Source organism: Psychroflexus curvus (assembly GCF_020164585.1).
GTDB classification, from domain to species: Bacteria; Bacteroidota; Bacteroidia; order Flavobacteriales; family Flavobacteriaceae; genus Psychroflexus; species Psychroflexus curvus.
In genome coordinates, this window is record NZ_JAIQZF010000001.1 from 469,025 (window position 1) to 486,864 (window position 17,840).

At 34.9% G+C, this 17,840-nt stretch carries 15 protein-coding genes; 8 read left to right on the plus strand and 7 right to left on the minus strand.

The features are described 5' to 3' along the window. Nucleotides 1-234: 234 nt before the first annotated feature. Nucleotides 235-2,046: an ABC transporter ATP-binding protein gene (locus tag LB450_RS02065; protein WP_224486185.1), complete on the plus strand. Its 1,812-nt coding sequence runs from the start codon at nucleotides 235-237 to the stop codon at nucleotides 2,044-2,046. 222 nt (nucleotides 2,047-2,268) lie between these two features. Further along, entirely contained in the window at nucleotides 2,269-2,715 is a 447-nt protein-coding gene (locus tag LB450_RS02070) for a KTSC domain-containing protein (RefSeq protein WP_224486186.1), read from the plus strand. Nucleotides 2,716-3,127: 412 nt separating this feature from the next. Here LB450_RS02070 and LB450_RS02075 read toward each other — a convergent pair whose 3' ends face one another. The 4 genes from LB450_RS02075 to LB450_RS02090 all read right to left on the minus strand — a co-directional run bounded on the left by LB450_RS02075 (nucleotide 3,128) and on the right by LB450_RS02090 (nucleotide 6,807). Beyond that, nucleotides 3,128-3,868: an acyl-CoA desaturase gene (locus LB450_RS02075; RefSeq protein ID WP_224486187.1), complete on the minus strand. Its 741-nt coding sequence runs from the start codon at nucleotides 3,866-3,868 to the stop codon at nucleotides 3,128-3,130. 68 nt (nucleotides 3,869-3,936) lie between these two features. Then, on the minus strand, nucleotides 3,937-4,506 hold the full coding sequence (locus LB450_RS02080; RefSeq protein WP_224486188.1) for a Crp/Fnr family transcriptional regulator: 570 nt from the start codon (nucleotides 4,504-4,506) through the stop codon (nucleotides 3,937-3,939). A 462-nt stretch (nucleotides 4,507-4,968) separates the two neighbouring features. Continuing rightward, the gene (locus LB450_RS02085) at nucleotides 4,969-5,541 is read right to left on the minus strand and encodes a DUF4251 domain-containing protein (RefSeq protein ID WP_224486189.1); all 573 of its coding nucleotides are present in this window, start codon (nucleotides 5,539-5,541) and stop codon (nucleotides 4,969-4,971) included. A 21-nt stretch (nucleotides 5,542-5,562) separates the two neighbouring features. Further along, nucleotides 5,563-6,807 (minus strand): NAD(P)/FAD-dependent oxidoreductase, encoded by a 1,245-nt coding sequence (locus LB450_RS02090; protein ID WP_224486190.1) that lies wholly within the window; start codon nucleotides 6,805-6,807, stop codon nucleotides 5,563-5,565. Between the two features lie 111 nt (nucleotides 6,808-6,918). On the opposite strand from LB450_RS02090, the gene LB450_RS02095 reads away from it, so the two are divergent. Next, nucleotides 6,919-7,335, plus strand: coding sequence for an arsenate reductase family protein (locus LB450_RS02095; protein ID WP_224486191.1), 417 nt, complete (start codon nucleotides 6,919-6,921; stop codon nucleotides 7,333-7,335). 124 nt (nucleotides 7,336-7,459) lie between these two features. On the opposite strand, the gene LB450_RS02100 is transcribed toward LB450_RS02095, so the two are convergent. Both LB450_RS02100 and gyrA read right to left on the minus strand, forming a co-directional pair. Further along, entirely contained in the window at nucleotides 7,460-8,728 is a 1,269-nt protein-coding gene (locus LB450_RS02100) for a tetratricopeptide repeat protein (protein ID WP_224486192.1), read from the minus strand. Between the two features lie 35 nt (nucleotides 8,729-8,763). Next, nucleotides 8,764-11,280 (minus strand): DNA gyrase subunit A, encoded by a 2,517-nt coding sequence (gene gyrA, locus LB450_RS02105; protein ID WP_224486193.1) that lies wholly within the window; start codon nucleotides 11,278-11,280, stop codon nucleotides 8,764-8,766. A gap of 218 nt (nucleotides 11,281-11,498) precedes the next feature. Here gyrA and LB450_RS02110 point away from each other — a divergent pair, with 218 nt between their 5' ends. The 5 genes from LB450_RS02110 to LB450_RS02130 all read left to right on the plus strand — a co-directional run bounded on the left by LB450_RS02110 (nucleotide 11,499) and on the right by LB450_RS02130 (nucleotide 16,583). Then, entirely contained in the window at nucleotides 11,499-14,051 is a 2,553-nt protein-coding gene (locus LB450_RS02110; RefSeq protein ID WP_224486194.1) for an ATP-dependent Clp protease ATP-binding subunit, read from the plus strand. A 298-nt stretch (nucleotides 14,052-14,349) separates the two neighbouring features. After that, nucleotides 14,350-14,649 (plus strand): phosphoribosylpyrophosphate synthetase, encoded by a 300-nt coding sequence (locus LB450_RS02115; RefSeq protein ID WP_224486195.1) that lies wholly within the window; start codon nucleotides 14,350-14,352, stop codon nucleotides 14,647-14,649. Between the two features lies 1 nt (nucleotide 14,650). After that, nucleotides 14,651-15,139, plus strand: coding sequence for a Dps family protein (locus tag LB450_RS02120; RefSeq protein WP_224486196.1), 489 nt, complete (start codon nucleotides 14,651-14,653; stop codon nucleotides 15,137-15,139). Nucleotides 15,140-15,175: 36 nt separating this feature from the next. Next, nucleotides 15,176-15,664, plus strand: a complete 489-nt coding sequence (locus tag LB450_RS02125) for a Dps family protein (RefSeq protein ID WP_224486197.1) — start codon at nucleotides 15,176-15,178, stop codon at nucleotides 15,662-15,664. A 7-nt stretch (nucleotides 15,665-15,671) separates the two neighbouring features. Then, nucleotides 15,672-16,583 (plus strand): mechanosensitive ion channel family protein, encoded by a 912-nt coding sequence (locus tag LB450_RS02130; protein WP_224486198.1) that lies wholly within the window; start codon nucleotides 15,672-15,674, stop codon nucleotides 16,581-16,583. Nucleotides 16,584-16,659: 76 nt separating this feature from the next. Here the strand turns inward: LB450_RS02130 and bshA are convergent, their stop codons facing one another. After that, nucleotides 16,660-17,778 (minus strand): N-acetyl-alpha-D-glucosaminyl L-malate synthase BshA, encoded by a 1,119-nt coding sequence (bshA, locus tag LB450_RS02135; protein WP_224486199.1) that lies wholly within the window; start codon nucleotides 17,776-17,778, stop codon nucleotides 16,660-16,662. Nucleotides 17,779-17,840: the final 62 nt, after the last annotated feature.

Below are 17,840 nucleotides of genomic sequence, written 5' to 3' on the forward strand. Positions count from 1 at the left end.
TTTTAAATGCAAAGAGTCTGCTTTGATGGGTAAAGATGTGATGAACTTAAAGTATGTAGTTATTGAGTCAGTGAGTTTTTAGTGAATTTGTAGATGGTGTGATTTTATAAGAATTCATTTTTTAAATATGCATCAAAGCATAAAGTAAAGTTGAAATGCTTCTGACTTTTATACCTTTGCGATAAGCTTTGCGTTCTTTACGTGAAATTACTCAATACAATTGATAACCCAAATATGGCTAAAGCTCGCGAGAAAAAAAGCAATTTTGCTTCCCTTAAATTTATTCCCAGATTTCTAAGTAAAGTCTATCACACGCATCCGGGTCTTTTTGTTGCTAATGTGATTTTGAGATTGCTCAAATCTTTGATTCCAATTGCCTTGTTATGGGTGGGCAAGGAGATCATCGATGAAGTCATCCTGCAGGTGGACCTTGACAACAAAGACTTAACCCGTCTGTACTGGTTAATCGGTATCGAACTGCTTCTGGCGATTTTCAGTGATGTGTTTAATCGGTTGATTGCTCTTACCGACGGCCTTTTGGGCGATTTATACTCCAATTCATCTTCTATCGAACTCATCCAGAAAACGGCCAAAGTGGAACTGGCAAGTCTTGAAGATTCCGAGTTTTACGATAAACTCGAGCGTGCACGTCAGCAAACCACCAGTCGAGTTACCTTGATGTCGAATGTTTTGGCACAAATCCAAGATATTATTACCATCATTTCATTGATTACGGGTTTGATTTATTTTTATCCTATTCTGATTGTGCTTCTGGTCATATCAATTATACCATCTTTCATCAATGAATTAAAATACAGCCAGTCCAGCTATTCGCTTCAGAAGAGCTGGACCCCGGAACGGCGTGAGCTCGATTATATGCGCATGATCGGGGCAAGCGATGTGACTGCTAAGGAAATCAAATTGTTTGGTTTGGCAGATTTTATCAGTAATACCTTTAAACGGATTTCAGATAAATATTACAAAGCCAACAAAAAGTTATCCATCAAAAAAAGCTTATGGGGTGGTACCTTTCATGTTTTTGGAGACCTGGCTTATTATGGGGCTTATGTGTTTATCGTTTTGAAAGCTGTTGCCGGGTTTGTGACTATTGGTGATTTAACATTCCTGGCTGGTTCATTCAGCCGACTTCGAAGTCAGTTGCAAACTGTATTCTCCAGATTTTCTAACATCACAGAAAGCGCTATGTATCTCCAGGATTATTTTGAGTTTATAGACATGGATTTTAGTGGTGACCATCCAGAGCAGTATCGCGAGGGGCCAACAGAATTTAAGCACAGTATTCGGTTTGAACAAGTTAGCTTTCGTTATCCGGGTTCAGAAAAAGATGTACTGACCAACATTTCTTTTGAGCTGATCAAAGGTGAAAAGTTAGCGCTGGTAGGGGAGAACGGTGCTGGGAAAACGACATTAATTAAATTATTGCTCAGACTATACGACCCCACGGAGGGCCAGATATTGATGGATGGCGTTCCTGTTCAGGAGTATAGAAAACCAGATTACCAGAAGATGCTGGGGGCTATTTTTCAGGATTTTGTCAAGTATTACTTAACCGCTAAAATTAATATAGCGGTTGGGAATATTGAGGAAGAGCATAACCTGGATAAAATTAAAAATGCCGCTGTGCAGAGTCTTGCCAATGATGTTATAGAAGGTCTGCCCGAAGGTTATGATCAGGGCTTAGGCAGGCGTTTCAGGAAGGGAGCAGAACTCTCTGGCGGACAGTGGCAGAAAATAGCTTTGGCCAGAGCCTACATGTCGGTTGCACCAATTATAATTCTCGATGAACCTACCTCTGCCTTGGATGCCCGTGCCGAATCTGAAGTCTTTCAGCGCTTTATAGGTTTAACTGAAGACCGAACCAGTATTATAATTTCTCATCGCTTTTCTACCGTGAGAATGGCAGATCGAATCTTGGTCTTGCAAAACGGTCGGATTTTAGAGCTTGGCACACATCAGGAATTATTGGCCAAACCACAGCTGTATGCAGAACTTTTTGAATTACAGGCTGAAGGCTACAGGGAGTAACTAAAAATGGTTTTTATTTTAAACTTTACCTTTCCTTTGGTTTTGTTTTCTTGAGTTTTGAAATCAGCTATATTTAAATCTTAAAATTAAAATTATAATCCACCCTTTTTTATAAAGTTAACTTCTGAAAATTATTTCAATCTGGCCGTAAACTTTATGTTTTTCGTCTGCTTTTAAAGCCTACTTTTGCCAACTTATTTGATATAGAATTAAAATTTCCGGATGAAACGCATTGGTGAATATAAAAAACTCTTTGGAGTTGAAAAAGACATTGAATTAAAATCTTTAAAAAAGGCCTACCGTAATTTGGTTAAGGAATGGCATCCTGATAAATTTCAGGCGGGTGACGATCGTCAGGCCGAAGCTGAAATCCAAAGTAGAAAAATCATTGATGGCTATCACTTTCTAGTGAGTATTGCTCCTGAAACTATTTTAGCCAATGCTGATCAGTATGCAGAAAGTATAAACACGGGGATTGCTGATTTTCAGCATAAGGGCAATGTGTTGGAAATCACTTTTATGGATGGAACGACCTATGAATATTTCGGAGTTACCAAACCTGTCTTTATCAAAATGATCAATAGCAGTAAACTCAATCGCTTTGCAAAACGATCTATCTATCCTAATTATACCTTCAGAATGGCTAAGCGAGAGAATGTAGAGGCATAGATTTAAAGAGAATTTATCACAAACCTGACTGCGTTTCACTTGGAAGGCAGGGTCACAGAGAAAAATTGAATAAAATATAGGCCTTGCAACACAAATCTTCAATAATTTGAGTCCTGTTTTATACAAATTATGGCTAATTCGGGTCACTTAAGATTTAAAACGTACCAGACCTCACAGGTCTTAAAGACCTGTGAGGTCAAGTATACTACTAAAGTCAAAATAATATTCAATTAAACACGATGTTTATATAGGTTGTTTGAATTTATGTAGTATCAAGTTTCTTAGATTGATCATGGCTACAATTAGAGGGAATATACCCTTTGCCTGCTGGGATTTCCCTAAAAGAGAAAACAGATGAAATGACTATAAAAATTTAAAATGGATTGCATTTAGACATAGTCTGCTAAATCTATCAGTCCCTGACTTTTATAGGCTTTAATTTTATAAGGCCCAAAGCATTCAGGACTCTTATAATTAAATACGTGATATCGATTTCGTACCACTTTTCACCAAAATTGGCATGACTCGCATGCTTATGATGGTTGTTGTGGTAACCTTCACCCATCATTAAAAAGTCAAAACGGAAAAGGTTTTTGCTGGTGTTTTTCATCTGGTGATTCACATACCCGAAAATATGACCAAACCAGTTGATGATCACTCCGTGAATCGGTGCCATCATAAAGGTGACAGGCAATAATGCCCATTCCCACCAGGTCGTTGCAAAAAACGCAAAAAAAGCAATATAGGAGGAAACCCAAAACACACGGGATAGTCTGGAACTGGCAAACAAGTCAAAGGATTCCCATTGTGGTACGTTTTTCGTAAATCGACTGTCTACAGCCACTTGTTGAGTATTGATATCCTGATAGATTTTTTTGGTCTTCCACATCATCGCAAACAAATTGGGATCGTGGGAAGGGGAGTGGGGATCTTTTTCGGTATCGGTGTAAGCATGGTGCATACGGTGCATAATCCCGTAACCATAAGCACTCAAATAACTAGGCCCTTGAAATATCCAGGTGAGTACATAAGTAAGACGTTCCATCGATTTAGACATCGTAAACACCTGATGTGCTGCGTAACGATGCAAAAAGAACGATTGAAAAAACAAACCTCCATACCAGAGTATGGCGACGAAAAGAATGATCCACATAATTTTTTATACAAAGATAGAGGCTTATCGACCTCAAAACAATGAACCCAGATCAATAAAAGCGCTGCTTAAAGCCGTTTTCTGATTCGACTTAAGGCTTGTGAAGTCACCCCGATATATGAACTGATATATTTGAGTGGAACTTCTTTTAAAAGCTCTGGACGTTCTTTAAATAGATTGAGATAACGTTCTTCTGCAGAAAGATGAAGTAAATTTTGCTCACGTTTAGATTTTATCAAAAAAAGCCGCTCAGCTGTCAGTCGGCCAATAAGATTCCCAAGTTCTGTATGCTTGTAAACCAACTGCAAATCCCCATAAGTGATACTCATCATTTTGGTATCCGATAAAGCCTGTAACTGGTAAGCGGTTGGCGATTGAGTTAAGAATGAATCGTAAGCACTGACAAATTCGTCTTTAAAACAAAAACCGAATGTAATTTCCTTACTGGGATCTTCTTTTGGTATAAACAAACGAACAACACCAGACTCTATAAAGGAAATGTGGTTTTCAACTTCATTTTGTCTTAAAAATATTGTTTTTTTAGAGAAGAAACGCGGTTCTAATTTGGAAGTGAAATACTCCCAGTCTGATGGCGAAATATCTGCAATCTGGTCTAAATAAGCTTTGATTTGTTCCACAGTCTGAATTCAAAAATTTTAAGAATAAATATAAATGTTCAAAAATCATTATTGAGGCCGATTAACAAATTTAATGACAGCTTTTCTAAAATACACAGTTTTTGAATGCCCACAAGTGTACAGGAAATTTTAAAATATCCTAAATTTTAAAACTCTATGTTTCTGTAGATAAAAAAAGAGTTTATTTTAAGCCTTGAGTATGGTGTTTGAATTGATTCAAGTTTCATAGGTTCGTATTACCCGTGGGTTTTATTTTTCTTAAAATATTAAATTTGAGTAAGATTAACCGTTTTACATCATTACTATCGATATGAGCCTAAAGGCAGTCCTATCTGCAACCATGTAGAATAGAACTTTTTAAGTTCTATTCGTTACATCCTTTTGATTACCTATTTGTCCTATAATTTATATTATGTAAAATAGAATTATTGAAATTCATTGTTACCCTTATAACACTACCAATTACTTCTTCTTCGGGATATTATTTAGAGTTTCCAACTTACCTCTATAATTAATGGAAAAACGATCTGAGCTATTAATATAGATTAATGCATTTAGATTTGGATATAGCTTTAGAGAGATTTGATAGTTTTCTGTCTCATGACTAATATTAAAACTGATGGTATAATAATTTTTATTTTCCTTTTTAAGGATTTCCAAATCTTTTGGTACACCTTTAAATTCTATTCCTGTATTTTGATTGTAGCCTCCACCCATCTGTCGTTCACCAAAATAAGGTAAATCGGCCGAAACGGTGTCGCCTTCAAATTTGAAGTAATTGGAATCCCCTTGTATATTTATTTGTGAAGCGCTATCTCCTGGTGGTAATAATCCAGCAGTAGCAATTTGATTCATTGAATTTGTTGCTAACGGCATTGCCCATTGGGTTTCAATTTCAAAATACCTGTCTTCAACGAGTTTATCCAGACGCGCTAAATCTTCTGATGAAGCTTCACTGGATGATCCACAAGAAACCAAGGAAATAAATACTAAAATTAATGGTAGATGACTGATTTTTATATGTTTAAACATCATACTTAAAGTTAAGCTTTATATTTAACTTAAATTAATAATTCCATCTTTAATTTTTGAAATCACTGCTTGAGCTGCGGATTCTCCGTTAAGCATGGCTGCATTTATGGAACCATTAGCCAGATGGTCTCCCGCTAAAAACACCTGATCTTTTAATTGAGTTTCAGATCTTGGCAACATATAATTCACCGTTTGCATGATTGGTAAAGCTTTATTGATGTGATAGAATTGTTTAAAATCTATAGTATCAATACCTGCGTAAGTCTTTAAGTCTTGAGTAACTCTTTCTTTGAGTTCTTCGTTTGATAATTTATGTGGTTTTACAATACTTACAGAAAGTATATGTTCTTCTGCATTAGGCTTGGAAACGTAATAGATATTATTGACCAAAGCTTCCTCATCTGCAATTAAAGCTATCATAGGTTCCTTAAAAGCCCGTTGCTTTACACTGACATAAAAATTGTCAACACTTTTCCAAAGGCTATGTTGGTTTTTCAAATTTGGAATTAGATATGAGGCTTCAGTAGCAATAATGACATAATCAAAAGTTTCTTTAGAATCGTTAACAAATGTAACCTCCTGGTCTTGAACAGATTTTACCGGCGTATTAAAGTGGATTTTGGTTTGTTTTAGTTGTGCCATCAATTGATTGGGAATAGCCTGTATACCTTTTTTAGGAATCGCTGCACTTCCCTTTCCAAACATTTTATATACAAATTCAAATTTTCTTGAAGAGGTTTTTAGTTCATGTTCCAAAAAGATTCCTGTAAAAAATGGTCTGAAAAAATTATGTATAATGTCTTCAGAAAAGCCATAATCTTTTAAATATTGAAGAGTTGTTTTCTCTTCAGCTAAGAAAATATCATCAAAAGATTTCTTTTTTAACTCGGTGTTGAGTTTTAAGACTTTTAGCTTGTCGGCAACGCTTCCAATTTTAGAGGTTAAGGTTGGCCACAACAGACTGAACTGTCGTAACGGATCCCCTATTTTATCTAATTGACCTTTATTGTAAATAACTGAACCAGGATAGAAGTGTTGTAGTTCTAACAAATCATAATTTAAATATTTTTGTGTGGCTGGGTACTCAGTCAGTAAGACTTGAAATCCGTGATCGAAGGTATATCCATCTCTGTAGTCCGTTTTTACTCGACCTCCTACTCTATCTGTTGCTTCGAACAACTGAGGTTTAAACCCAGCCTGTTCCAGATTGATGGCTGTTACAAGTCCACTAAGGCCCGCACCAACTATCGCTATTTTTTGATCCTGCATTAATTATTGTTTTTTTAAAGGTCGAAAAACTTAGTGTTTTTAAACCTCAAAATATTCCTAAATCTTTCTAAGACCCTTAATTAATTTATACTTTTAAAAAAAATAATAACCATGAGTAAAGAAGATATGGGAGTAATAGCAAAAAGTGATGATGAATTGAAGTTATATTATCATCCAGATACTAGAATAGCTAAGCAATGCATTGCACTTGCAGAAACTATAAAAGCTGAAAAAGTACTGATAAATTTAGCAGAAGTTAAACTTACTGAAACCCAGTGGGGAGAACTTTCAGAATTATTGGATAAAGATCCTACAGAATTAATCAATACAGATCATCCTTTTATAAAAGAAACGCTGAGCGAGAATCCAGATATGGATCCAAATCAAGCTTTAAAAGTTTTGGTGAACAATCCAGAAGTTTTAAGGCATCCTATCGCCATGAAAGGTGATAAAATTATCGAAGTTTTTGGAATTAACGACTTAATGCAGTTCCAGGAAATGGATTCTAAAGACGCTAAATTGCCATAAATTTTCATTATTAAATGAATTAAACCCTGTCTCATATCAATTAAATGAGGCAGGGTTTTTTATTGCAAAAAAAAGCTGTCTCAATTGAGACAGCTTTTTAAGATATAAATTTCGTTAAACTAAATTATTCTCTTATTGAATCGATTTTATTCTTTAGTTCTTTTGCTTTTTCATTTTTACCTAATTGATAATAGATGTTCAATTTAGTTTGTAAAGCATCTAAATTTGTAGGATCCAATTCAGTAGCTTTTTCTAAATAAGGTAAAGCATCAATGTAAAATTGTTTCTTTTTTTCATTTAATTCTTGATACTTTTTATTGTCAGCTCTAGAATTTCCAAGCTTATTCATTTGCTCAACAAGATCTCTTTCTTCGCTTAAAGTTATAGCTGCTAAGTTGATGTAGGCGTTTACCATTTCTGGGTTGAGCTCAATTGCTTTTAAATAATATTCTTTTGCAGACTCTTTATCTCCAAGCTGCTCAGAAGCAACACCAAGATTGTAATATAAGGATGGGTTTTCCGGGTCCATTTTAACGACTTCCTTCATCACCTCATCGTACTTATCAATCTTACCTAATTTATAATATAAATCAGCTTCAGCTTGCATAATGCTTATGTCATCTGGATTTTCTTCTTTTGCTTTTTCAATAGCAACAAGCGCCTTATCGGGTTGATCCTGTTGAATATAAATCAAAGACACATTTTTTGCGATTTCACCTGTAAGTCTAGGAGTTTTCTTTTGAGCAGGTTCAGTAAACTCTGCTGTTTTTACAGCAATGTCTCTCATGTTTTTTGATTCAAAAATTTCTTCTTCACCAGTTTCTTTATTAATCGCTATATATTGAGTAGTAGAACCGTCAAAGTTCATCTCCAGTAGCGCATTATAATGCTTGAGAGCTGTTTCATACAACTGCCCGTTAACAGCTGCTGAAGCTGCATAATATAACATCACTGTGTCATTGTTGTTAAGTTGATAAGTTTTGTAAAGCAACTTCTCTGCTGTATCAAAATTTCCTTCATTTTGACTATCTATAGCTGATTGAACCATAGTTTGTCTTACTTGTATTTGGTAATTTAATGCTTCTTCATTGTCACTTTCCAATTCAAGAACTTTGTCGACAGATTCTAAAGCCGTATTGAGATTTTCCATCATCTCATCACCAGATTGTGCAGAAGCCATACTACCGTGGACTTTAGCTTTTGCCAGATGATATCTGATTACCCATTTGTCTTTCTCATCTGCTAGTTCAGTTTTTGCTAGGTCTAATTCTGCTAAAGCTTCTTTATAGTTCTGATCCTCGATAGCATCTTCAGCATCTCGTATTTCACTTCTTTGCGAAAATCCCAAAGTACTTATTCCTAATAAAGCTATTGCTAAAATTGATTTTTTCATGTTCTATTTAATTTATTTAAAGTTAATTATTAATATTATTCAATTGTTGTTTCGTCAGTTGATTCAGGCAACTCATCGTTTTCTTCGTCATTGTCTTCATTAACGATTTTCGCTACTGCGGCGATTTCATCTTCTCCTTTAAGAGAAATTAACCTCACCCCTTGTGTCGATCTTCCCATGGTCCTAATATCCGATACAGACATTCTTATGGCAACTCCAGATTTTTTAATAATCATTAAATCATCATCATCCTGTACCGTTTTGAGGGCAACCAACTCTCCAGTTTTTTCTGAAATAGATATTGTTTTTACACCTTTTCCACCTCTATTAGTGATTCTGTAAACTGGCTCTCCATCTTCGTCGTCGATGAAGGTTCTCTTACCATACCCTTTTTCAGAAACGACTAAAACTGTTTCGTCTTTAGGGTTTTTTACACAAATCATGCCAATAACTTCATCTTTATCTGAAGCTAAGGTGACCCCTTTGACACCAGCGGCTCCCCGTCCCATTGGTCGAATGTGTTTTTCTTCAAATCTTAGGGCTTTACCACTTCTTAAGCCTAACATGACTTGATTTTCTCCATCAGTTAGCACAGCAGAAAGCAGTTCGTCTCCATCTTTAATAGAGATAGCATTGATCCCGTTTACTCTTGGTCTGGAATATTGTTCCAGTACTGTTTTCTTAACCTGGCCCTTTTTAGTTGCCATCAAAACATAGTGATTATTAATATAATCATCATCAGAAAGATTTTCAACTAAAATAAAGGCATTTATTCTATCATCGGGATCAAGATTCATCAGGTTTTGAATTGCTCTACCCTTACTGGTCTTGCTCCCTTCTGGGATTTCAAAAACCCGCATCCAAAAACATTTACCTTTTTGAGTGAAAAATAAAATGTACTGGTGATTGGTTCCTGAAAAAATATATTCTAAGAAATCTTCATCTCTAGTTGTTGATGCTTTTTGCCCAACCCCTCCTCTATTTTGTGTTTTATATTCCTTTAGAGCAGTTCTTTTAATATATCCGGCATGTGAAATTGTAAGAACTACACTTTCGTTTGGAATCATGTCTTCCATACTAAAATCTCCACCTATCATGTTGATTTCAGACCGGCGTTCATCTCCGTATTTTTCTCTGATTTCTGCAAGCTCTTCTTTGATGATTTCCATTCGACGAGGCTCATTCTCCAAAATGTCTTTCAAATCCTCAATAGTTTTCATCAGTTCATCATACTCACTTCTCAATTTATCCTGCTCAAGACCTGTAAGTTGTCTAAGGCGCATTTCTACAATGGCCTTTGCCTGTACTTCTGAAAGTTCAAACCGTTCAATTAACTTATTTCTTGCTTCTTCAGCATTTTGTGAACCTCTTATAAGCGCAATAACTTCATCGATATTATCTGAAGCAATTATAAGTCCTTCAAGGATATGAGCTCTTTCTTCTGCTTTTCTAAGCAAATATTTTGTTCTTCTAATAACCACCTCATGTCTGTGCTCTACAAAATTGTAGATAATGTCTTTGAGGTTTAGCATTTGAGGTCTACCCTTTACGAGTGCAATATTGTTTACACTAAAGGTAGATTGCAAAGCGGTATGCTTATATAAGGTATTTAAAACAACGTTCGGCAGCGCGTCTTTTTTCAAAATGTAAACGATACGCATACCATTTCTATCAGATTCATCTCTAATAAGAGAAATACCTTCAATTTTTTTATCGTTGACCAAATCTGCAGTTTTCTTAATCATGTCTGCTTTATTGACCTGGTAAGGAATTTCAGTAACTATGATACATTCTTTCCCTTTCACTTCTTCTATTTCAGCTTTAGCTCGCATGACAACTCGACCCCGACCTGTCATAAAGGCATCTTTGACACCTTCATAGCCGTAAATAATTCCACCAGTTGGAAAATCAGGAGCTTTGATATAAGTCATGAGTTCCTCAATCTCTATATCTCTATTATCGATGTAAGCATTAACACCATCTACAACTTCGGTTAAGTTGTGTGGCGGCATGTTGGTGGCCATACCCACAGCAATACCACTGGCACCATTCACCAGTAAGTTGGGAACGCGTGTAGGAAGAACAGTAGGTTCCTCTAGGGTATCATCAAAGTTTAAAGCAAAATCAACCGTTTCTTTGTCGATATCAGCCAGCATTTCTTCGCTGATTTTTCTCATTCTTGCTTCTGTGTACCTCATAGCCGCAGGGCTATCTCCATCTACAGAACCAAAGTTACCTTGCCCATCTACGAGCTGGTAACGCATGCTCCATTCTTGAGCCATTCTTACCATGGCATCATAAACAGAAGTATCACCATGAGGGTGATATTTACCTAAAACCTCACCAACAATTCTGGCTGATTTTTTATGTGATTTATTGGAAAAGATTCCAAGTTCTTGTAATCCAAAAAGAACTCTTCTATGTACGGGTTTCAAGCCATCTCTTACATCGGGAAGTGCTCTAGAAACAATAACAGACATCGAATAATCGATGTAGGCTGTTTTCATTTCATCTTCAATATTAATTGGTATTAGCTGTTCACCGTTCGCCATTTATTTCAATTTAAATTAATATTTAAAAATAGTTTAATTCAACAACATAAGTTGCTAATTAGCAAATATACAAAACCTATCAAATCCTTAAAGACCCTTAATCTCTTATTATAACTTTTTTTTACTAAGTATATTTAATAAGATTTTCACTATTGAAATAGCATATATCGGTATTAAGGTATTATTTTTGAGTAATGTCTAATAAATATTTAAAGACTATGGATGATAATTTTTCACCAAAAGTAAAAGAAGTAATAGCATATAGTAAAGAAGAAGCTTTACGTCTTGGTCATGATTTTATAGGAACAGAGCATTTGATGCTGGGTTTACTTCGTGACGGGTCAGGCAAAGCTATCAATATTCTAGATGCAATGAATGTAGATTTGGAGCTGTTGAGAAGAAAAGTGGAAATCTTAAATCCTTCAGATCATACTAACACAGATATATCTCAAGAAAAAAAGAACCTTCACTTAACAAGACAGGCTGAAAGAGCACTCAAAACAACATTTTTGGAAGCAAAACTTTTTCAAAGTTCTTCTATTAATACTGCACACTTGTTATTATGTATTCTCAGAAATGAAAACGATCCTACAACTAAGCTTTTGAATAAATTAAAAGTGGATTATGACAATGTAAAAGAGGAGTTTAAAGCTATGATTACTCAAGATGGTGATTATTTAGATACTCCGACTGATGCATTTTCTGATGATATTCCAAACTCTGGAGATTCTGGAAGGGAGTCTTTAGGAGGTTCTGAAAATTCTAATAAGGGAAAAACTGCTAAAAAATCTAAAACTCCAGTTTTGGATAATTTTGGTCGTGATCTTACTGAAATGGCTCAAGAGGGAAAGCTGGACCCTGTTGTAGGCCGAGAAAAAGAAATAGAAAGAGTTTCTCAAATTTTAAGCAGAAGAAAGAAAAATAACCCCCTCCTTATCGGGGAACCAGGTGTTGGTAAAAGTGCTATTGCTGAAGGTTTAGCCATAAGAATTATACAACGAAAAGTTTCAAGAATACTGTATGATAAACGACTTGTAACTTTAGATCTTGCTAGCCTTGTAGCCGGCACGAAATACAGAGGTCAGTTTGAAGAGCGAATGAAAGCTGTAATGAATGAACTTGAAAAAAATGATGATATCATTCTTTTCATAGATGAAATTCATACCATCGTTGGTGCAGGAGGAGCTACAGGTAGTTTAGACGCCAGTAATATGTTCAAACCTGCTTTGGCCAGAGGAGAAATACAATGTATTGGTGCAACAACTCTGGATGAGTACAGACAGCATATCGAAAAGGATGGCGCTTTGGAAAGAAGATTCCAGAAAATCATTGTAGAACCAACTTCTATTGATGAAACAGTGGAAATTCTTCACAATATAAAGGACAAGTATGAAGATCATCATAATGTTATTTATACAGAAGAAGCCATTAAGTCATGTGTTACTCTCACCAATAGATATATGACCGACAGGTTTCTTCCAGATAAAGCCATTGACGCATTAGATGAAGCTGGTAGTAGAGTTCATATTACAAATATCAATGTTCCAAAACGTATTCTGGAATTGGAAAAAGAACTTGAAGATATTCGTGAAGAAAAAAATTCTGTCGTTAAAAAACAGAAATACGAAGAGGCTGCCAAGCTAAGAGATGATGAAAAGCGAATTGAAAATGATTTGCAGCAGGCTCAGGAAGAATGGGAAAAAGATTCAAAAGAAAATAAAGAAACTGTAACTGAAGATCACATTGCTGATGTTGTTTCTATGATGACTGGTATTCCTGTAAAAAGAATTGCTAAAACAGAAGGAAATAAATTAGCTGAGTTACCTGAAACAATTAAAAATAAAGTAATTGGCCAGAGCGAAGCCGTAACCAAGATTGTGAAAGCAATTCAAAGAAACCGTGCTGGTCTAAAAGACCCAAACAGACCTATTGGCTCTTTTATATTTTTAGGTCAAACCGGTGTTGGTAAAACCCAATTAGCTAAAGTTTTGGCTAGAGAGTTGTTTGATAACGATGAGGCTTTGATTCGACTTGATATGAGTGAATACATGGAGAAATTTGCAGTCTCAAGATTAATTGGTGCACCTCCGGGATACGTGGGATACGAAGAAGGTGGACAATTAACAGAAAAAGTGAGACGTAAGCCTTATGCGGTCATCCTGCTAGATGAAGTTGAAAAGGCTCATCCCGATGTATTTAACATGTTGCTCCAGGTTTTAGATGATGGTCATCTAACGGATAGTTTGGGACGTAAAGTTGATTTTAGAAATACAATCATCATTATGACTTCAAACGTAGGTGCCAGAAAACTTAAAGATTTCGGTACTGGTGTTGGTTTTGGAACACAGTCTCAAAAACAACAGGAAGACGATAATACCAAAAAAGTTATCGAAGGAGCTTTGAAAAAAGCTTTCGCTCCAGAATTCCTGAACCGGGTTGACGATGTAGTCATTTTCAATGCTTTAGAAAAAGATGACATTAAGAAAATTATCAATATTGAATTGGAAAGGCTGTTTTCCAGAATAAATGATGTAGGGTATAGTTTCTCTTTAAGTGATTCTGCTAAAGATTTTATTGCCGATAAAGGTTTCGATAGACAATATGGAGCAAGGCCTCTAAACAGAGCTATTCAAAAATACATTGAAGATGCTTTAGCTGAAAAAATCATCAATTCTTCCATCGTTGAAGGAGACACTCTGTTTATGGATTTCGATAAAGAAAAAGATGAGTTGGTTATAGAAGTTCAAAAGACCGCAGATAAAGAATCATAATTAGTTTATAACAAAAAAAACTCCTGAACAGGAGTTTTTTTTGTTATAAATAGATTTTTTAAAACACAAATTTATGAAGATTACAAAATTTACCTGGATTTATGTCATCGCTGCACTGGTTACTTTGTATGGTATTGTTACTCGTCAATTCATTTTTTTATTACTAAGCTTCCCTTTAGGTATATTCTATTACACAAAAAATAATAATAAGAAAAACAAATAGTTAAATATTGATTAAACCAATAAAATTTTTTGACTTAGACTGACTTAAACTCTACTTTTATATTAAATTCTTACTATGAAAAAAAATGATACATTATCCGAAACTATGAATGCCTTAAGAGATAAAGGTTATGTAGATGACTTAAATTTACTTGATGATCAAATAGAAAATAGAACTAAAGGTAAAAAATATCCAATCGATGATTTTGAAGTCGATCATTACTTTAGATTCGAAGGGATGGCAAACCCAGCAGATAGTTCTATACTTTATGCTATCACAACTTCAGATGGTCATAAAGGAATGCTGGTAGACGGCTACGGAAAATCCGGAGGTCAAGTTTCAGAGAAAATGCTTAATAAATTACAAATAAAATAATATGAGTTACCTAAATTTAGATAAATCTAAAACTAAAGACACTGTAGAAGAATTAAATGTGCTTTTAGCTGATTATCACATGTACTATCAAAAATTAAGAAATTTCCATTGGAACATCACTGGACATAATTTTTTTGATTTACATGAACAGTTCGAAGTCATGTATGACGATGCAAAGCTAAAAGTTGATGAGATTGCAGAACGTATACTCACCTTAAGATTTCAACCTGAAAGCAATCTTTCTACATACTTGAAATTATCAAATGTAAAAGAATCTACTAGTGAAAGAACTGATGTACAGATGGTGGAAGATCTTTTACACGATCATGGCGTTATCATTGATCAAATGAGGACTGTTATTAATGTTGCAGATAAAAATGGCGATGAAGGTACAATTGATTTAATAGGCGCCTACATCAGAGAATTAGAAAAAACAAGCTGGATGCTGGATGCCTGGAATATGAAGTTGGCAGACAAAAGAAACGCTTAATACGAAGTTTAAATTAAATTCAAAAATTATTAATTTATGAGTTACTTAAATTTAGATACATCCAAAACAAAAGACACTGTAAGAGAACTCAATGTACTTCTTGCAGATTATCACTTATACTATCAAAAACTCAGAAATTTTCACTGGAACATTATTGGTCAGAATTTCTTTGACCTGCATATACAATTTGAAGATATGTACAACGATGCAAAAGTGAAAATAGATGAAATTGCAGAACGAATTTTAACACTACGCTTTCAGCCAGAAAGCAATTTTACAGAATATTTAAAGATTTCAAATTTAAAAGAAGCTTCTTCAGATATTGAAGATTTTAAAATGATTAAGACCCTTTTAAAAGATCACGGTGAAATTATTTCACAGATGAGAAAAGTTGTTGAGATCGCAGATAAAAATGGTGATGAGGGAACTATTGATCTTGTTGGGGCTTACATCAGAGAACTTGAAAAAACCAGTTGGATGCTGGATGCATGGATTATGAAAACTGAAGAAAAGCAACACTCATAGATAAAAGATGCAAGATTCTGAAATAGTAGAGAAAACTGAAAAATCATGGTCAGAATTAACTGATAAAATTTTAGAATGGGTAGATTCATTAATTTTGAATTTACCTAATTTTTTGCTTGCGGTTTTAGTTCTTGTTATTTTTGTAGTTTTCGCAAAATACTCAAGTAAACTAATTGATAAACTTTTCAGAAAAAGCAGTGCTCAGGACTCTATACGTACTGTTTCTGTAAAAGTATTTAAAGTGTCAATAATTGGTCTTGGCATATTTTTATCACTCGGTATATTAAATTTAAATACGGTTCTTACATCAATACTGGGGGCAGCTGGTGTAGTTGGTCTTGCCGTAGGTTTTGCACTTCAAGGCACACTTCATAATACGTTTGCTGGTGTAATCATCAGTTTTATACCAAAATTACAAATCGGAGACTGGATTGAAACTAATGATCACAGCGGATTTGTTGTTGACATCAATTTAAGAAGTGTAATTATCCAGACAGTGGATTATAATCTGGTAGTGATTCCTAATTCTAAAATTGTTGATGCTCCTTTTAAAAATTTTAGCAGAACCCCAAGAGGAAGAATTATTTTAACCTGCGGAGTCGGCTATGAAAGTGATCTTCCTAAAGTGCAGGAAATAACCGAAAATGCTATCAAAGGAATCTTTGAACAACGGCCTGGTGAAAGTATACAGTTTTTTTATACTGAATTCGGAGATAGTTCAATTAATTATCAATTAAGATTCTGGGCTAAAGTAGCCAATCAGGCTGACGTATTTAAGGCTCAACATGAAGCAATTTTAGCAATCAAAGCGGCCTACAATGAAAATAATATCAATATTCCATTCCCAATACGTACTTTAGACTTTGGTAAGAATAAGTTCAGGTCTGAAAAAATTGATATCCGAAATATACAAGACTAAACAAAATACCCCGAGGTGAAATCTTCGGGGTATAATTTTAGTTTTAACTTATATTAGTTGATGATAAGTCTTTGGATTAGATCATTTGCTGATATAGAGCCTCATACTGACAAACAACCTTTTTAACATCAAATCTTTCAGCTATTTCTCTGGCTCTATTTTTAAAGGTTTCCAGTATCTTTTCATCAGATAAAATCTTTATTCCGTTAGAAGCCATCTCTTCTACATCTCCAATATTACTAAGATAACCTGAAACTCCATGGATATTGACTTCTGGCAGACCTCCTGCGTTTGAAGAAATAATAGGAACTCGGTGAGCCATAGCTTCTAGTGCTGCAAGACCAAAGCTCTCTTTCTCAGATGGTAATAAAAACAAGTCTGAATAGCAAAGTATTCTTTCCACTTCGTTGCTCTTTCCAAGAAATATGACTTGATCTCTAATTTTCAATTTTTTGGCCAGTTCTGTGGCTTTTTCACGATCTGGTCCATCACCTACAATAACCAATCTTGATTTTACTTTGGATTGAATTCTGTAGAAAATTTCAATGACATCTGTCAAACGCTTTACTTCTCTTAAGTTACTAACGTGAGTAATCACTTTTTCATCTTCAAAAGCCACCATATGGCGTTTACATTCTTCAAAATGCTCATTGAGATTAGAAATATCAATGAAATTTGGAACGACTTCAATTTTCTTTTTAATATCAAAAATATCGAGGGTGTCTTGTTTAAGACTTTCAGAAACCGACGTTACTATGTCGCTTTTATTGATACTGAAGTTTACTGCTGGTTTATAGAAAGAATGACTTCCTACCAATGTGATGTCAGTTCCATGTAAGGTTGTCATCATAGGAAGTTTTATACCTTCTTCCAGAAGCATTTGCTGAGCCATAAACCCAGCATAGGCGTGAGGAATGGCGTAATGAACATGAAGCACATCAATTTTATGTTTTCGCACAACATTCACTAGCTTACTGGAAAGTGCTAGTTCGTAAGGTTGGTAATGAAATAAAGGATATTCAGGAACTAAAACCTCATGGTAATGAATAGATTTACTCAAATATTCGAGCCTTACAGGTTGTTTATAAGTTACAAAATGTATCTCGTGGCCACGTTTGGATAAAGCTATTCCAAGTTCAGTAGCTACTACTCCACTCCCACCAAATGTAGGATAACACACTATGGCTATTTTCATATTTAATTTTATAGACTTCAAAAATAGAAGAATGAAGACAGATTGAGTCTTAAACTAATCTC